At 47.3% G+C, this 14,140-nt stretch carries 12 protein-coding genes and 1 other annotated feature; of the genes, 6 read left to right on the forward strand and 6 right to left on the reverse strand.

The window, feature by feature from the left end; all coding sequences use genetic code 11:
• Positions 1 to 17 precede the first annotated feature (17 nt).
• From MTO69_RS02320 to MTO69_RS02330, 3 genes are all read right to left on the reverse strand, one after another.
• Positions 18 to 629, reverse strand: a complete 612-nt coding sequence (locus MTO69_RS02320; protein ID WP_248330769.1) for a TIGR04211 family SH3 domain-containing protein — start codon at positions 627 to 629, stop codon at positions 18 to 20.
• A 172-nt stretch (positions 630 to 801) separates the two neighbouring features.
• Positions 802 to 2,061: an inorganic phosphate transporter gene (locus MTO69_RS02325; RefSeq protein ID WP_248330771.1), complete on the reverse strand. Its 1,260-nt coding sequence runs from the start codon at positions 2,059 to 2,061 to the stop codon at positions 802 to 804.
• Between the two features lie 133 nt (positions 2,062 to 2,194).
• Positions 2,195 to 2,875 (reverse strand): TIGR00153 family protein, encoded by a 681-nt coding sequence (locus MTO69_RS02330; protein ID WP_248330773.1) that lies wholly within the window; start codon positions 2,873 to 2,875, stop codon positions 2,195 to 2,197.
• Positions 2,876 to 3,081: 206 nt separating this feature from the next.
• On the opposite strand from MTO69_RS02330, the gene MTO69_RS02335 reads away from it, so the two are divergent.
• Complete coding sequence (locus MTO69_RS02335; protein WP_248330774.1) at positions 3,082 to 4,599, forward strand: inorganic triphosphatase; 1,518 nt, start codon at positions 3,082 to 3,084, stop codon at positions 4,597 to 4,599.
• A 29-nt stretch (positions 4,600 to 4,628) separates the two neighbouring features.
• Here the strand turns inward: MTO69_RS02335 and MTO69_RS02340 are convergent, their stop codons facing one another.
• Positions 4,629 to 5,399, reverse strand: coding sequence for a potassium channel family protein (locus tag MTO69_RS02340; RefSeq protein WP_248330776.1), 771 nt, complete (start codon positions 5,397 to 5,399; stop codon positions 4,629 to 4,631).
• Between the two features lie 110 nt (positions 5,400 to 5,509).
• Between MTO69_RS02340 and MTO69_RS02345 the strand changes: the two genes are divergently transcribed.
• The 3 genes from MTO69_RS02345 to hldE all read left to right on the forward strand — a co-directional run bounded on the left by MTO69_RS02345 (position 5,510) and on the right by hldE (position 11,199).
• Complete coding sequence (locus tag MTO69_RS02345) at positions 5,510 to 6,766, forward strand: methyl-accepting chemotaxis protein (RefSeq protein ID WP_248330778.1); 1,257 nt, start codon at positions 5,510 to 5,512, stop codon at positions 6,764 to 6,766.
• Positions 6,767 to 6,875: 109 nt separating this feature from the next.
• Positions 6,876 to 9,716 (forward strand): bifunctional [glutamate--ammonia ligase]-adenylyl-L-tyrosine phosphorylase/[glutamate--ammonia-ligase] adenylyltransferase, encoded by a 2,841-nt coding sequence (glnE, locus tag MTO69_RS02350; protein ID WP_248330780.1) that lies wholly within the window; start codon positions 6,876 to 6,878, stop codon positions 9,714 to 9,716.
• A gap of 52 nt (positions 9,717 to 9,768) precedes the next feature.
• Positions 9,769 to 11,199 (forward strand): bifunctional D-glycero-beta-D-manno-heptose-7-phosphate kinase/D-glycero-beta-D-manno-heptose 1-phosphate adenylyltransferase HldE, encoded by a 1,431-nt coding sequence (gene hldE / locus MTO69_RS02355; protein WP_248330782.1) that lies wholly within the window; start codon positions 9,769 to 9,771, stop codon positions 11,197 to 11,199.
• 105 nt (positions 11,200 to 11,304) lie between these two features.
• Here the strand turns inward: hldE and arcA are convergent, their stop codons facing one another.
• Complete coding sequence (arcA, locus tag MTO69_RS02360; protein WP_176288626.1) at positions 11,305 to 12,021, reverse strand: two-component system response regulator ArcA; 717 nt, start codon at positions 12,019 to 12,021, stop codon at positions 11,305 to 11,307.
• Positions 12,022 to 12,341: 320 nt separating this feature from the next.
• Between arcA and MTO69_RS02365 the strand changes: the two genes are divergently transcribed.
• Together MTO69_RS02365 and MTO69_RS02370 are read left to right on the forward strand one after the other, a co-directional pair.
• Positions 12,342 to 12,734 (forward strand): DUF3293 domain-containing protein, encoded by a 393-nt coding sequence (locus MTO69_RS02365; protein WP_348983337.1) that lies wholly within the window; start codon positions 12,342 to 12,344, stop codon positions 12,732 to 12,734.
• Between the two features lie 34 nt (positions 12,735 to 12,768).
• Positions 12,769 to 13,254: a putative 4-hydroxy-4-methyl-2-oxoglutarate aldolase gene (locus tag MTO69_RS02370; RefSeq protein ID WP_248330784.1), complete on the forward strand. Its 486-nt coding sequence runs from the start codon at positions 12,769 to 12,771 to the stop codon at positions 13,252 to 13,254.
• Here MTO69_RS02370 and MTO69_RS02375 read toward each other — a convergent pair.
• Positions 13,251 to 13,715 (reverse strand): hypothetical protein, encoded by a 465-nt coding sequence (locus tag MTO69_RS02375; RefSeq protein WP_248330786.1) that lies wholly within the window; start codon positions 13,713 to 13,715, stop codon positions 13,251 to 13,253. The two genes, MTO69_RS02370 and MTO69_RS02375, sit on opposite strands and share 4 nt — an antisense overlap.
• Before the next feature lie 279 nt (positions 13,716 to 13,994).
• Positions 13,995 to 14,113 (forward strand) — a sequence feature (Thr leader region).
• Positions 14,114 to 14,140 lie beyond the last annotated feature (27 nt).

The following is a 14,140-nucleotide window of genomic DNA, read 5'->3' on the forward strand; positions in this document are numbered from 1 at the left end:
TAATATTTGTTCAAAGCTTAAGCCCAGCCCGATGGCGAACGTTTTCTGCGCGGGATGATATGTGGCAGAATTAAACCGAGCAACAAGCCGATACCGGCAACGCCACCACCGTACATAAAGTATTTCAGTAGCAGATCGTCTTTCTGGGTATCTAGCTTAGCGCGCAGTTTGCGCACCTCTTCTTGCGAGGCAGCCAGTTGTTGGCTCATTTCGCTGTAGCCTTGCTCAAGTTCACTGATTTGGCGGTTACGCGTTTCTAGGGAATCGATTAAGCCCGCTTTTTCTTGATCAGCATTCGAACGGGAATTCGCCAATTTTTCTTTTACTTCAGCCAGTTCTTTTTCAAGGCGAGGAAGGCGAAGTGCCATACTCTCTTGGTTGGTGACAAAGCGGCTTTCTACCCAACCTGTACGACCTTTTTCATCTTGAACTTGAGTGTAGCCTGTGTCTTTGTTGGTCGATAGTACCTTGACTTTATCGCCAGCATCCACGCTGCCAATAATGCGGAATTGGTTGCTCGGGCCAGAGTGCATATAAGTGAAGAGCTTATCAGAGATATAACGGTTTTGAGCAAATGCAGCAGGAACTGCCAGCATTGATACTAAAACCAAGCAAACCAGTTTTTTCACGGTAAATCCTTTAACAGTCTTTGTTTGGGCTAATACCCATTGTCTTTTATTGCTAACGCCAAATAGTAAGTAGTTTCTGATCCGACTGCAACAAAGAAGGGAGGCTGAGCCTCCCTTTCTGCGGTTTTGAGTCAATAATGACAGTGAGTTAACACATCACTGACCTTATTGATTAAATGAACATTGCTTGAATCGCGTAGAAGAAGACTACCGCAAGTAGGGCACCTGCAGGCAGTGTGACGATCCACGAAGCAACGATATTACGAACCACACCTAGGTTGAGGGCTGCGATGCCGCGTGCGAAACCAACACCAAGAACCGCACCAACTAACGTTTGTGTTGTCGAGATAGGTAGACCGGTACCGGATGCCAGCACAACAGTACATGCCGTAGCAAGCTGCGCAGCAAAACCACGGCTAGGCGTTAGTTCGGTAATACCAGTACCCACTGTCGCCATTACTTTATGACCGAGGGTCGCAAGGCCAACCACAATACCGAAACCACCTAGAGGTAGAATCCACCATGCGATGGTGCTTTTACCTGAAATCTCACCCATGTGTTCAACGGTAGATACCACGGCAGACAATGGACCGATCGCGTTCGCTACGTCGTTAGAGCCGTGAGCAAATGCCATTGCACACGCAGTGATCACCATCAGTACGCTGAAGATACCTTCTACGCCGGCAAAGCCATGGTCGTCTTCGCGGCTAGCAAATTTCTTTTGAATGTAAACGTAACCGCCGGCCATCACGATCGCTGAAACCGCCGCGGCCCACATCCAAGCTTCGCCATTCGATAGGTGCAGACCGACGTGTTTAAGACCTTTCTTGATCGTTACCAGTGCGATAACCATAGTGGTGATAAACATGTATACCGGCACAAAGCGCTTCGCGTTAAATAGTGGCTTTTCGGTATCGAAGATCAGGCGTTGTGCACTGACAAAAATCACGTAGGCAAAGAAGCCAGAAATCACTGGAGTGATAATCCAGCTACCTACAATACCTTGAACGCTGCCCCAGTCGACGGCTTCTGTACCAACCGATACACAGGCAAAACCGATGATGGCGCCGATGATAGAGTGGGTGGTAGATACCGGCCAGCCCATGTAGGACGCAAGCAGTAGCCAAGTACCCGCCGCAAGCAAGGCAGACATCATACCAAACACAAGTACGTCAGGCTGATGAGCAAAGAGTGACGTTTCGATAACGCCTTTACGGATAGTGTCGGTTACTTCGCCACCTGCCAAATATGCGCCAGCAAATTCAAAGATCATCGCAATGATGATCGCTTGTTTTACTGTAAGTGCCTTAGAGCCGACTGATGTGCCCATCGCATTGGCGACGTCATTTGCGCCAATACCAATAGCCATCATAAAGCCAAAGACTGCTGCAATAATAATCAGGACAGTGCCATAGTTCGCAAGGATATCCATCGTAATACCTAGTTGTTGATAACAAGCGGAGCAAAAATTTAGCACGACAAAACCCCTAAAGCGCGTCAGTATTTATCGCTTAGCTAGGGGTGTGAACTGGTTAGATGCTCTTCGTTATTTGGTTAACTTATGTTTATGAGCGAGATAGCATGACTTCAAGACGAGCACCCACGCGCTGCGCTTGATCGGCAATACCACCTACCCACTCTAGAATTTTGTAAAGGAACATCACATCAACAGGGTTTAGATCCGCTTCAATCGCCATTAATTGTTGGCGAAGCTCGATCTGCATTGCGTCAGTGTCGTCCTCAATCACATCCAGTTGATGGATCATTTCAGCCACAAGGGTAACCTCACGACCTTTGAATCCAGTTTCCAATAACTCATCAAGCTCATTGATCACTTTCTGCGCTTGGTCTGCTGCATCTAAACAGCGTTTAACGTAAGCGATGAAGTTCTCTTGAAGAGGTGCAGGGATAATCAATTGGCGGCCATATACGCGGCCAGCAATGTCTTTTGCAAGGTTGGCGAGTTTGTCTTGCTGTGTCAGAAGCTCCAGCATGTCGCTGCGGTCGACTGGCATAAACAAACCACGAGGAAGTTTGAGACGAATTTCGCGCTTTAGTACGTCGGCTTCTTTCTCTAGATGAGAAATTTGTGCACGAATTTCCGCGGCTTTCTCCCAATCACCCTTTGAACTCACTTCAAAGAAGTTGACTAGGTGCGAGCAACATTCGTTGACACACACAACGTGGCGCTGCAAAGGTTTAATAGGGGACTTTGCAAATAACCCCATAATTGTATTTACTGGCATGGTCATTCAACCCAATTACTATAACCTAAAAAGTAACATACACCATCTCGTGGCGAAATGTTGAACGATGGCTATAAAGGCGCGCATGTTAACCCATTAAATCATTCATTAAAACTGTTTTAGATCATCATTAGGCTGATATTTCTTTCTTGCCGAGTAAGAAAATTGGCAATATCCTGTTTCTATCTGCTTTGAAAGGTAACACTATGGAAACCGAGATAGAACTGAAGTTTTTTGTTTCTTCTGATTTTTCAGAGACTTTACGCAGTAAGATTTCTGAAACCAAAGTACTTCAGCATAGCTGTCGCGAGCTGGGCAATACCTACTTTGATACCCCTGACAATTGGTTACGTCAACACGATATCGGCTTGCGCATTCGCCGCTTTGATGAAGTTTATGTGCAAACGGTCAAAACCGCTGGACGGGTGGTCGCAGGGCTGCATCAAAGGCCTGAATACAACGCTGAACACAACAGCAATCAACCTGATCTCAATTTGCACCCCACCGATATATGGCCACAAGGTAAAGATATCGAATCGCTGCAATCTGAACTTACTCCTTTATTCTCCACCAATTTTACGCGCGAGCAGTGGTTGATTGGTATGCCAGACGGCAGTCAGGTCGAAGTCGCTTTTGACCAAGGTGCAGTGGAAGCCAATGATAAGCAAGATCCGATTTGTGAAGTCGAACTTGAGCTCAAGTCCGGTCAAACCGATGCGCTATTTACCTTAGCTCGCAGTTTGTGTGAACACGGGGGGATGCGCTTAGGCAACTTAAGTAAAGCGGCAAAAGGGTATCGCCTCGCCATGGATTACCCAGGGGATGAAGCGAAACCGCTGGCGCTGGTTAACACCAGTAAACAGGATACGGTTGAGTCTTGCTTTATTAACTCGCTGGAACACGCTTTATCTCATTGGCACTATCATGAGCAAATATATGCAGAGCGCGATTCTATTCATGCTCTGCACGAGATCAAAAACGCCATCAGTTTTATTCGCCAGATTTTAACCGTATACGGTGGTGTAGTGCCTCGCCGAGCGAGCGCGATTTTGCGTCAAGAGCTAAAGTGGTTAGAGCAAGAGTTAGAATGGCTGCACGATAACGACTATTTAGAAGACTTGCTGGATGACAAAGGTCATGCGCTGCGCAAGCTCGACGCACGTAAATTCTTAGTCGCGGAGTTGAAGCTTATCCAGGAGCAAATGCCATCGCGTGAACAGATGTTGGATCTGATCAACTCGGCGCGTTACACCGGATTGTTGCTCGATCTCAGTCGCTGGATTTTGACCCGTGGCTGGCAACCCTTTTTAGATGACAAAGCACGTGAAAAAATGGCGCTCAATATCGAGCACTTTTCGATAGAGCAACTCGACCGAACTTGGGCTGAGTTGATGGAGGCGTTTCCTCCCGAGCAAAATCTCACTGCTGAGGATTATATCGAGCAGCAGTATCGCTTAATGCGAAATCTCTATACCGGTATCAGTTTTGCCAGTCTGTATGATGATGAAGAGCGTAACAGTTTCCGTCTTCCTTGGAGCGATTTGCTGCACGGTACCGATGATTTACTCAAACTCAAAACGCTCGAGCAACTGGTTGAAAAGTTAGAGACGGAAGAACGTGAGCAGCTACAACGTTGGTTGATTCGTCAGCAGACTTCAATTTTGCATGCGATGGAGCAGACACGCATCATCTGTATTGAGGCTCAGCCATACTGGCGTGACTAATCTCCCCGAACGGTTGACCAAACGAGAGCTTAAGGCTCTCGTTTTTGTTGCTCACCCTTGATTCGTTCCAGTTTGTCGAGACGCTCAAGAATCTGGTTCTGTTTTTCGACCAGTTCAAGCAACAATCGTTCTTTATTTTGTGAGCGCAGATCTTGCAGTTTAGATGGTGAAGTGATCATTGAAGTAATTAAACCCGAGATCATACCAAACAAGCCGACCCCACAAATGATTAACCCGGCAGCCAATATGCGTCCGCCATTGGTCACTGGGTAGTGATCGCCATAACCGACGGTGGAGATCGTCACCAACGCCCACCACAGCGCGTCGCCGCCGTCGATGATATTCGCCTCAGGCGATTGCCCCTCTATAAACAGCATGATGCTGGAGCCCGCTGTCAGCAATACCACCAATAGCAATAGGATAGAGGCCAGCGTCGCTTCACGTTTGTTCTGTTGTAATTGACGCAGTAGGTTATGACTCGAGCGAATCACCAATATCACTCTCAGAATTGAGAATAGGCGCGCATAACGGAGCGGTTCGATCATCGGAATGCTGGCTAACAAATCGATCCAGTGGCGTTGCAAGAATTTCATCCGGTCTGTCGCACGGATCATGTCTACACTTAGCTGAAGAAGAAAAATGCTACAGATAACAAAGTCCAAGCCGATAAGAACTTGTCGAGTTTCTGGCTGCAATGGGAAAAACAATAAGCCCGAGATCACAAATAGCGCCATAAATGACAAGATCAGTGACAGCAAGCTCATCGGTTTTGTATCGTCTTTGGTAATATCACTATTCATACGAGGCTCGAAATAAATATAGTTCAGTGCTGTCGAGGGAGTCGCACCTGTGTTGCCACTCTAGTATAACGCATTGAAAATTCAAAATATGACAAAGTGGAGAATGGACAATGACCAAGATGGCGTTTAAGCCGTGGGAACGAGTGATTACCGATGTTCGGCTCGTGCCCAAAATGGTAATGCTGATGGTGTTCAGTACATTACTGATTATCGGTAAGCAGTTGTGGGATGCGAGCACCTTTCATGATTCTCTTCTCGCTGCGACACAAAATGCTCAAGTAGCACAACAACATTACGATGCCTATCTTGTGCAAGTGGCATGGCAAACGGGTTTATTGATCATCGTGTTTGTCGCGATATTGTTGTTTGCAGCGCGTGTGATGCTGCGTCAAACACAGTATTTGAGCGATTCGATCAAGATGATGGCTCAGCGTGATCTTTCGCAACCCATTGAGATGGCGTGTAAAGATGAGTACGGTGATGTTGCGCGCGAACTAGAGAAGACCCGAATTCAGTTGCAAGACATGATTCGCATGCAGATTGATGCATCACAAGAGCTGTCAGGTTTGACCGAAGTGATGACACTCAGCATGTCGGAAACCAAAGAATCGGCACAAGAAGAGTTTAACGAAATTGATCAACTGGCGACGGCGATGAGTGAAATGACCTCGACGGTGCAAACTGTGGCGGGACATGCACAAAATGCCTCTTCTCTGACTGAGAATGCGTCAGGCTCTGCGGCCACCGGCCAACGTTTCGTTCAAGATACCGTACTTAAAATCAGTGAGCTTTCAAAAGACATTACTGCTTCAGCGCAAGCGGTTAATCAAGTAGAAGAGAGTGTCGAGTCGATTGGTAGCGTCGTGGGGACCATTCAAGGCATTTCTGAGCAAACCAACTTGCTGGCGCTAAACGCAGCGATTGAAGCGGCGCGCGCCGGCGAAGCGGGACGCGGGTTTGCCGTGGTCGCGGATGAAGTTCGCAATCTAGCCCAGCGCACTCAGCAAGCAACGGTCGAAATCCAAGAGATGATCACGCAGTTGCAAACCAGTGCAAACTCAGCGGTCGACTTGATGGAGAAGAGTGTGGTTGAGGCCGCTGAAGGGGTAGAGCTGGTTACTAACGCCGGGACTGAGTTGGATGGCATTGTTGATCAGGTCAATCAGATTAACGATATGAACTTCCAGATTGCCACCGCAGCAGGGCAGCAAAGCAGCGTGGCTGAAGAGATGAACCAGAATCTGACTAATGTTCGTGAGTTGGTCGAGGCATCCGTCACTGTGGTATCTGAGCTGTTAGAAACCTCAGAGATCATGCAGCAAAACGCCGAAGAACTGGATAAAAAGATCACTTCTTTTAAGGTCTAACGCTCAAGTCACATGAATAAACGCCCACTTGCTACTAGTGGGCGTTTTTTATTGGTATAAATAGAACATACTCGTTCTCCCGCTGGTATTTCTCGAACAAGGAAGACTCATGCAACTGCCAGAAAGCCTCATACCTCACTCCCGATCGGCTCTTGAACCTTTAAACCCTTCACTCACTTTGGCGCATTGGCCAGAGTCGCTACGTGAGCAACTGACCTATGTTGCCGGTTTAAGCCAGTTTATTAGTGACACCTTGTCGACCGATGAGCACCTGCAACAGCAACTGCCACAGATGTTAAGCATGTCGTCACGTTATCAGGATTATCGACAACATTTGGCACAACTGCTGAGTGAGTGTGATACGGAAGAGCAAGGTCATCGTGTGCTGCGCCAGTTCCGCAATCGAGAAATGGTCTATATTGCTTGGCGAGACTTTACCGCCTCATGGTGTTTAGAGCAGAGTTTGCAGCATCTTTCTCAGCTGGCAGAAGCGATGATTTTCGAAACCTACCAATGGCAGTATCAGGCATGTTGTCAATTGTGGGGGACCCCAACCAACGCGCAAGGTGAAGCACAACCTTTGCTGATTATCGGTATGGGCAAACTGGGGGGCGGTGAACTTAACTTCTCTTCGGATATCGACTTAATCTTTACTTACCCGGAAAACGGCGAAACTCAAGGCGTGCGCAGAAGCATTGCCAATGCTCAGTTCTTTACTCGACTTGGTCAACGAATCATTAAAGCGCTTGATCAACAGACGTTTGATGGCTTTTGCTATCGCGTAGATATGCGCTTGCGCCCGTTTGGTGACAGTGGTCCGTTGGTGATGAGTTTTGCTGCCTTGGAAGATTACTACCAAGAGCAAGGCCGTGATTGGGAGCGTTATGCCATGATCAAAGCGCGGGTAATGGGCAGCGAAATGTATCCACAGTACCAAGAGCTTCGCCAAATGCTGCGCCCGTTTGTCTTCCGCCGTTACATCGACTTCAGTGCCATTCAGTCGCTGCGTAGAATGAAGTCGATGATCAGCAGTGAGGTTCGTCGTCGTGGACTGAGTAACAACATCAAACTCGGTGCTGGTGGCATTCGTGAAATCGAATTTATTGCTCAAGTGTTCCAACTTATTCGCGGTGGACGTGAACCTGGATTGCGTCAACGTGGCCTATTGGTCACCATAGATGCGATTGAAGAGCTTGAACAACTCACCCCACAAGAGACAACGCATCTGCGTGAGGCCTACAAGTTTTTACGTCGCCTAGAGAACCTGTTGCAAGCGATGGCCGACAAGCAAACTCAAACCCTACCTGAGTGCGAGTTGGAGCAATTGCAACTGGCCGTCGCGATGGGCTATCAAACATGGTCAGATCTTTTAGCCGATGTTCAGGCCCATATGGCCAATGTGCACGCGGTATTTGCTGATCTCATCGGGGATGACGAAGACGAGCAACAAGAGGTGGCTCAGCACTTCATTGAACTATGGGATATGGCCGCCAAACAAGATGTTCTTGAGCATATTCTTGAACAAGACATAGCGGTTGAGCAACCACAGTCGATGGCGGCGACCATTATTCAGTTCAAACAAGATTTAGCCAAAAAGACCTTGGGACCACGCGGACGTGAGGTGCTGAATCGACTGATGCCCAAAATTTTCTCGGCGCTGTATGCACACCCAGACGCTAAGTTTGGCTTACCCCGAGTGCTGCACCTACTGAACAAAATCGCCACTCGAACTACCTACCTAGAGTTACTCGACGAACACCCAGCAGCGTTAGTACAGTTGGTCCGTTTGTGTACAGCCAGCCCGATGATCTCTGAACAACTAGGGCGTTATCCAATTCTGCTTGATGAGTTGATTGACCCGCAACAACTCTATAACCCTATTGCTCTGGATAGCTATCGTATTGAATTGCGAGACTTCTTAGCTCGGATTCCAGAAGATGATATGGAACAGCAAATGGAAGCGCTGCGCCAATTTAAGCAGATTTGCATCTTAAGAATCGCCGCTGCAGACATAGCAGGCGTGTTGCCAGTAATGAAAGTAAGTGATCACTTAACCTATCTTGCAGAAGCGATCGTAGAGTCTGTGGTCAATCAAGCTTGGCTGCAAATGAGCGAGAAATATGGCGAACCGACGCATGTAAAAGAGCGAGATGGCAAAGGTTTCGCCGTTGTTGGGTATGGCAAAGTTGGCGGCTGGGAGCTCGGTTATAACTCGGATTTGGACATTGTTTTTCTTCACGACTGCCCAGTGCATGTGTACACCGATGGTAAGAAAGAGATAGACGGTCGCCAATTCTATTTACGTTTGGCGCAACGGATTATTCATATCTTCTCTACTCGCACCGCGTCAGGGATTCTTTATGAGGTCGACACCCGCCTGCGTCCCTCTGGTGTATCGGGTTTGCTGGTAAGTCCCACCGACGCGTTCGATGAGTATCAACGGCAAGATGCCTGGACTTGGGAGCACCAAGCGCTAGTGCGAGCGCGGATGATTTACGGTGATACGCCGTTGCAGCAAGCATTTGCTCAAACTCGTCATCAAATACTATGCCTTGAACGCGATCAGGCGACACTGGTCAAAGAGGTATCGGAGATGCGAGTGAAAATGCGCGAACACTTGGGGGGAAAGAAAGCGGGTCGCTTTATGCTTAAGCAAGACCCCGGGGGAATCACCGATGTCGAGTTTTTAGTCCAGTATTTGGTGCTGCGCTTTAGTCAGCAAAAGCCGAAACTTACTCGCTGGAGCGACAATGTACGGATTATCGAAACCTTAACGGCTCAGGGTATTCTTGACCAAGCAGACGCCATGGCGCTCACTCATGCTTATACTGAGATGCGTGATCAGATTCACCATCGAAACCTACTCAATCTCGATGCCGATGTTGCTGAAGATAAGTTCGTCGCTGAGCGAGAACTTGTTACTCAACAATGGCATCAGTGGTTAGAATAACCGAGTCGCTTTATGCTAAACTTTGGCCCGAATTAGAATTTGGAGACCTACAATGAAGCCAATCCTGCCGAACTACAGTGATTCTGGTGTGCTGATCATTGGTGATGTGATGCTAGATCGATACTGGTATGGCCCGACTGGGCGAATCTCGCCAGAAGCGCCAGTGCCTGTAGTCAAAGTAGAAAATAATGAAGAGCGTCCAGGTGGTGCTGCCAACGTGGCAATGAACATTGCTTCTCTTGGTGGTCACGCTCATATTGTTGGTTTAACTGGGATTGATGAGCCGGCGAAAGTACTCAACGAAACGTTATCGGCGCTCAAGGTTAAGTGCGATTTCGTAGGCTTGCCTAACTACCCAACCATTACCAAGCTACGTGTACTTAGCCGCGGCCAGCAGTTGATCCGTCTTGATTTTGAAGATCAGTTCGAAAACGTCGATGCAGAGTTAATCCTCGACCGTATGGAACGCGCGCTACCTAAAGTGAAAGCTGTGGTGCTTTCGGATTACGCCAAAGGTGCACTTGAACACGTGCAGTTGTTTATCCAAAAAGCGCGTGCGGCGAATGTTCCGGTCTTTATTGATCCTAAAGGGGCTGACTTCTCTCGCTATCGCGGCGCGACTCTACTGACGCCAAATTTGGCTGAGTTTGAACTGGTCGCGGGTAAAGTGAAATCGGATCAAGATCTGGTTGAAAAAGGCCTAGCATTGATCGAAAAATTCGACTTTGATGCGCTACTAGTGACCCGCAGTGAACATGGCATGACGTTGCTGCGCCGAGGCCAAGAGCCTTTCCACCTGCCGACTCAAGCGAAAGAAGTCTACGATGTGACCGGTGCCGGTGATACGGTCATTTCAGTATTGGCCGCTTCTGTTGCCGCTGGCAAACCACTGGATGAAGCGTGTGCATTGGCGAACGCGGCGGCCGGAGTTGTGGTTGGCAAACTGGGAACGTCGACAGTATCGACAATTGAGCTGGCAGAGGCCGTGCATGGTAGCCAAGATACAGACTTTGGTGTGATTAGCGAAAAAGCGCTGATCCAAGCGGTGAAAAACGCGCAAGCCAAAGGAGAGAAGGTGGTGATGACCAACGGCTGCTTTGACATTTTGCACGCTGGTCATGTGTCATATCTAAACCATGCCGCTGAGCTGGGCGATCGATTAATTGTCGCGGTCAACACCGATGAATCGGTCAAGCGTCTTAAAGGACCAGGTCGCCCTGTCAACCCAACCGATCGTCGTATGGCTGTATTAGCGGGCTTAGGTGCGGTTGATTGGGTGGTGCCATTTAGCGAAGATACTCCGCAGCGCATAATTGGTGAAGTATTGCCTGACCTGTTGGTCAAAGGTGGCGATTACAAACCGGAAGAGATCGCCGGTGGCAAAGAGGTCATCGCCAATGGTGGCGAAGTGAAAGTACTTAACTTCGAAGATGGCTGTTCAACAACTGAAATCATTGATGCGATTAAAGGCGGTAAAGGGTAACCTTACTCTTGCTTGAATTAAAAATGCTCACCAAGTGGTGAGCATTTTTTATGGTACCGATAAAAAATGGAGCCTAGTGGCTCCATTTGTCAATCTAATCTGCGATCAGTCTTCAAGATCGCCACAGAAGCGGTAGCCTTCACCATGAATGGTTGCGATGATTTCTGGCGTACCAGACACGGATTCGAAGTGCTTACGGATGCGACGAATAGTCACGTCTACAGTACGGTCGTGTGGTTTGAGCTCACGGCCAGTCATCTTCTTAAGCAGGTCTGCACGAGTCTGAATTTTGCCCGGGTTTTCACAGAAATGAAGTAGCGCGCGGAACTCAGAGCGGGGTAGCTTGTAACCGTCACCGCTTGGGCTTACCAAAGAGCGGCTATTGATGTCGAGTACCCAACCGTTAAACACATACTTATCGACGCTGCGCTTCTCTTCGCTAACCGCACTTGAGTTCATTGAGCGATTGAGCAGGTTACGCGCACGGATAGTGAGCTCACGTGGGTTAAATGGTTTGGTGATGTAGTCATCAGCACCAATTTCGAGACCAAGGATTTTATCTACTTCGTTGTCGCGGCCAGTCAAAAACATCAGCGCAACGTTAGCCTGTTCGCGAAGTTCACGCGCAAGCAGTAGACCGTTTTTGCCTGGAAGGTTGATGTCCATGATAACTAGGTTAACTTGGTTATCAGACAGCACCTGGTGCATCTCTTCACCGTCACTGGCCTCAAAAACAGCGTATCCCTCTGCTTCAAAAATACTCTTAAGAGTGTTACGAGTTACTTGCTCATCTTCAACAATAAGAATGTGCGGGGTTTGCATTGGCGGTACCTAAATTTGTGAAAAATTTGTGCTAATAGATTAAATTCTAGGCAAAAACATAACATACAGGTAATGTGATGTTGATAATAAACCAAAGATTATAAAATTACACTCTCTTTGATTGCCCGCCATCCTTGGTGCATTTTCGACCTTTAGAGGTCCATATTCCTCTGCCTTCTATTAGTCTTTGAGGCGGATTTTATAATGTTAACAGCATGCTAACAACGTAGAAATGTTAATTCCAGACACTTTGTTGATTTATATCAAGAGTTAGAATGTAACAAATATTAATAGTATTCAATCAATGTATAACAATAGAAATGATGTCTATAGATGCTGATCTTTGGCGTGCGTATCGCCAGCCTTTTTTTCGTTTTACAACGTATCCAAAGGCGTCGCAGTTCGCCATAGTTACCGCTTGGAACCCATCGAGTGTGCGCTGTTCCCCAGCAGAGAATGATAGAAATAATCAATGCTTAGCTGCAGATTTGGTCCATACTGGTTATAGTTGCGTACTAGTGGGCAACCAAAACTTCACTTGGGTTGAAGAAAGTTTTGCCGCACCAATCAGTCTCGAACAGGCAGTGGAACTAGGGCTGAAATATGCTCAAAATGCCATCTACTATATCGACGGAGAACAGTTGCTGCTGCTCTCTTGTATTGATGAAACACCACCACATTTGATAGGAGAGTGGCGACATCGTTGTCGATAACGGAATTATTATTTGTAAGTTCAAGGAGGAAACAATGAATGACATAACCCCAGATATCTGTGATAAGCATGAGGACAAGGTGACCTTACTCGAACTGCCTTTGCACAGCTTTGGCCGTAAATTTGCTTTTTATGGTGAAATTGTCACTGTGCGCTGCTACCACGACAACTCAAAGGTCAAAGAAGTACTCAGCCAAGATGGAACCGGTAAAGTGTTGGTGGTCGATGGGCATGGGTCTTGTCAAAAAGCGCTGTTGGGCGATCAACTAGCGATTCTTGCCATCGATAACCATTGGGAAGGCGTGATTGTTAACGGTGCGGTTCGAGATGTGGCGATGATGTCAGAAATGGATCTTGGGGTTAAAGCACTCGGTACTAGCCCTTTCAAGACAGAAAAGCGTGATGTCGGAGAGGTGAATGTGACATTAACCATTCACAATCAAATGATTCAGCCAGGCGACTACATCTATGCCGATTGGAATGGTGTTTTGATGTCGACTGAGTTGCTTGACTGGAGCTAAAAGCGAAAGCCTAGCCCCACTTCAACCCCTTTCTGCCACTCTTGATAGTCAAGAGTGGCATGAATGTCTAAGTTATCAGTGAGTTTGACGCGACTCGATACTTCCGCAGCGATTGATGATTCTTTACCATCATTCGAGCTTTCGTCGCTATAGGAGTGGAGGGTACTTTTCACCGAGAACCTGGGCGTGAATTGGTAACTTACCCCACTCAAAAAGCCCGTCTCATTGATCTTGTTGTCGCTATTGTTTACCCGAGCACCAATATAAAGGTCCAGTTTGTCGAAAACGTTATAGGAATAGCCGCCGTCGATTTTCCAAGAGTCGAAGGCTTGTTGGTCGTTTTCACTCAACATAAATAGCTTATGCGGTGAACGCTCTTGTTGAGAGGGAAGTGGAGGAAGCTCGGTGGCAAATAGCGGGCAAGCGAACGCGAGCGCTGATAGGCATAGTGTTATTTTCATCGGCCACTCCTTTGCTCTGCTTTCCACTGCAAGATCAATTAAAGCATATTTCCTGTTAGTGGGGAGCAACTTTTATATAGCGATTCGTTATTATGATATGTCTCTCTGATTTTGTTGTTACCTACTATGTAAGCGCATACTCATCATGTATCTTGGCCACCAGTTAACCAGTTCGAGTATAAAAAATTCAAACTTTTCGTTGACGTAGTCACGAGAAATAGGTTAAACGTATGGGTAAGCAAACACACAGCGTATAAACAATTATTCTTATGCAGCATCAACGCCTAGTAATGACCACAACCATTATTATTACCGACATCGCAATTGTTGGGGCAGGCTGCTAAGCGAAAGAAATTCAAAAAAAGGCCTGTATCCAACCAGATACAGGCCTTTTTTTATGCCATTTTGAGACACTTTGGAGGAAG

Source organism: Vibrio sinaloensis, from assembly GCF_023195835.1.
In the GTDB taxonomy this organism is placed as follows: Bacteria; Pseudomonadota; Gammaproteobacteria; order Enterobacterales; family Vibrionaceae; genus Vibrio; species Vibrio sinaloensis_C.

Excerpts from the sequence above, each read along its gene's own strand:
- arcA (WP_176288626.1), bottom strand. The coding sequence starts at position 12,021 with ATGCAAACCCCGCACATTCTTATTGTTGAAGATGAGCAAGTAACTCGT.
- MTO69_RS02340 (WP_248330776.1), bottom strand. The coding sequence starts at position 5,399 with ATGAATAGTGATATTACCAAAGACGATACAAAACCGATGAGCTTGCTG.
- MTO69_RS02330 (WP_248330773.1), bottom strand. The coding sequence starts at position 2,875 with ATGCCAGTAAATACAATTATGGGGTTATTTGCAAAGTCCCCTATTAAA.
- MTO69_RS02375 (WP_248330786.1), bottom strand. The coding sequence starts at position 13,715 with ATGAAAATAACACTATGCCTATCAGCGCTCGCGTTCGCTTGCCCGCTA.
- MTO69_RS02325 (WP_248330771.1), bottom strand. The coding sequence starts at position 2,061 with ATGGATATCCTTGCGAACTATGGCACTGTCCTGATTATTATTGCAGCA.
- MTO69_RS02335 (WP_248330774.1), top strand. The coding sequence starts at position 3,082 with ATGGAAACCGAGATAGAACTGAAGTTTTTTGTTTCTTCTGATTTTTCA.
- glnE (WP_248330780.1), top strand. The coding sequence starts at position 6,876 with ATGCAACTGCCAGAAAGCCTCATACCTCACTCCCGATCGGCTCTTGAA.
- hldE (WP_248330782.1), top strand. The coding sequence starts at position 9,769 with ATGAAGCCAATCCTGCCGAACTACAGTGATTCTGGTGTGCTGATCATT.
- MTO69_RS02365 (WP_348983337.1), top strand. The coding sequence starts at position 12,342 with ATGATGTCTATAGATGCTGATCTTTGGCGTGCGTATCGCCAGCCTTTT.
- MTO69_RS02345 (WP_248330778.1), top strand. The coding sequence starts at position 5,510 with ATGACCAAGATGGCGTTTAAGCCGTGGGAACGAGTGATTACCGATGTT.
- MTO69_RS02370 (WP_248330784.1), top strand. The coding sequence starts at position 12,769 with ATGAATGACATAACCCCAGATATCTGTGATAAGCATGAGGACAAGGTG.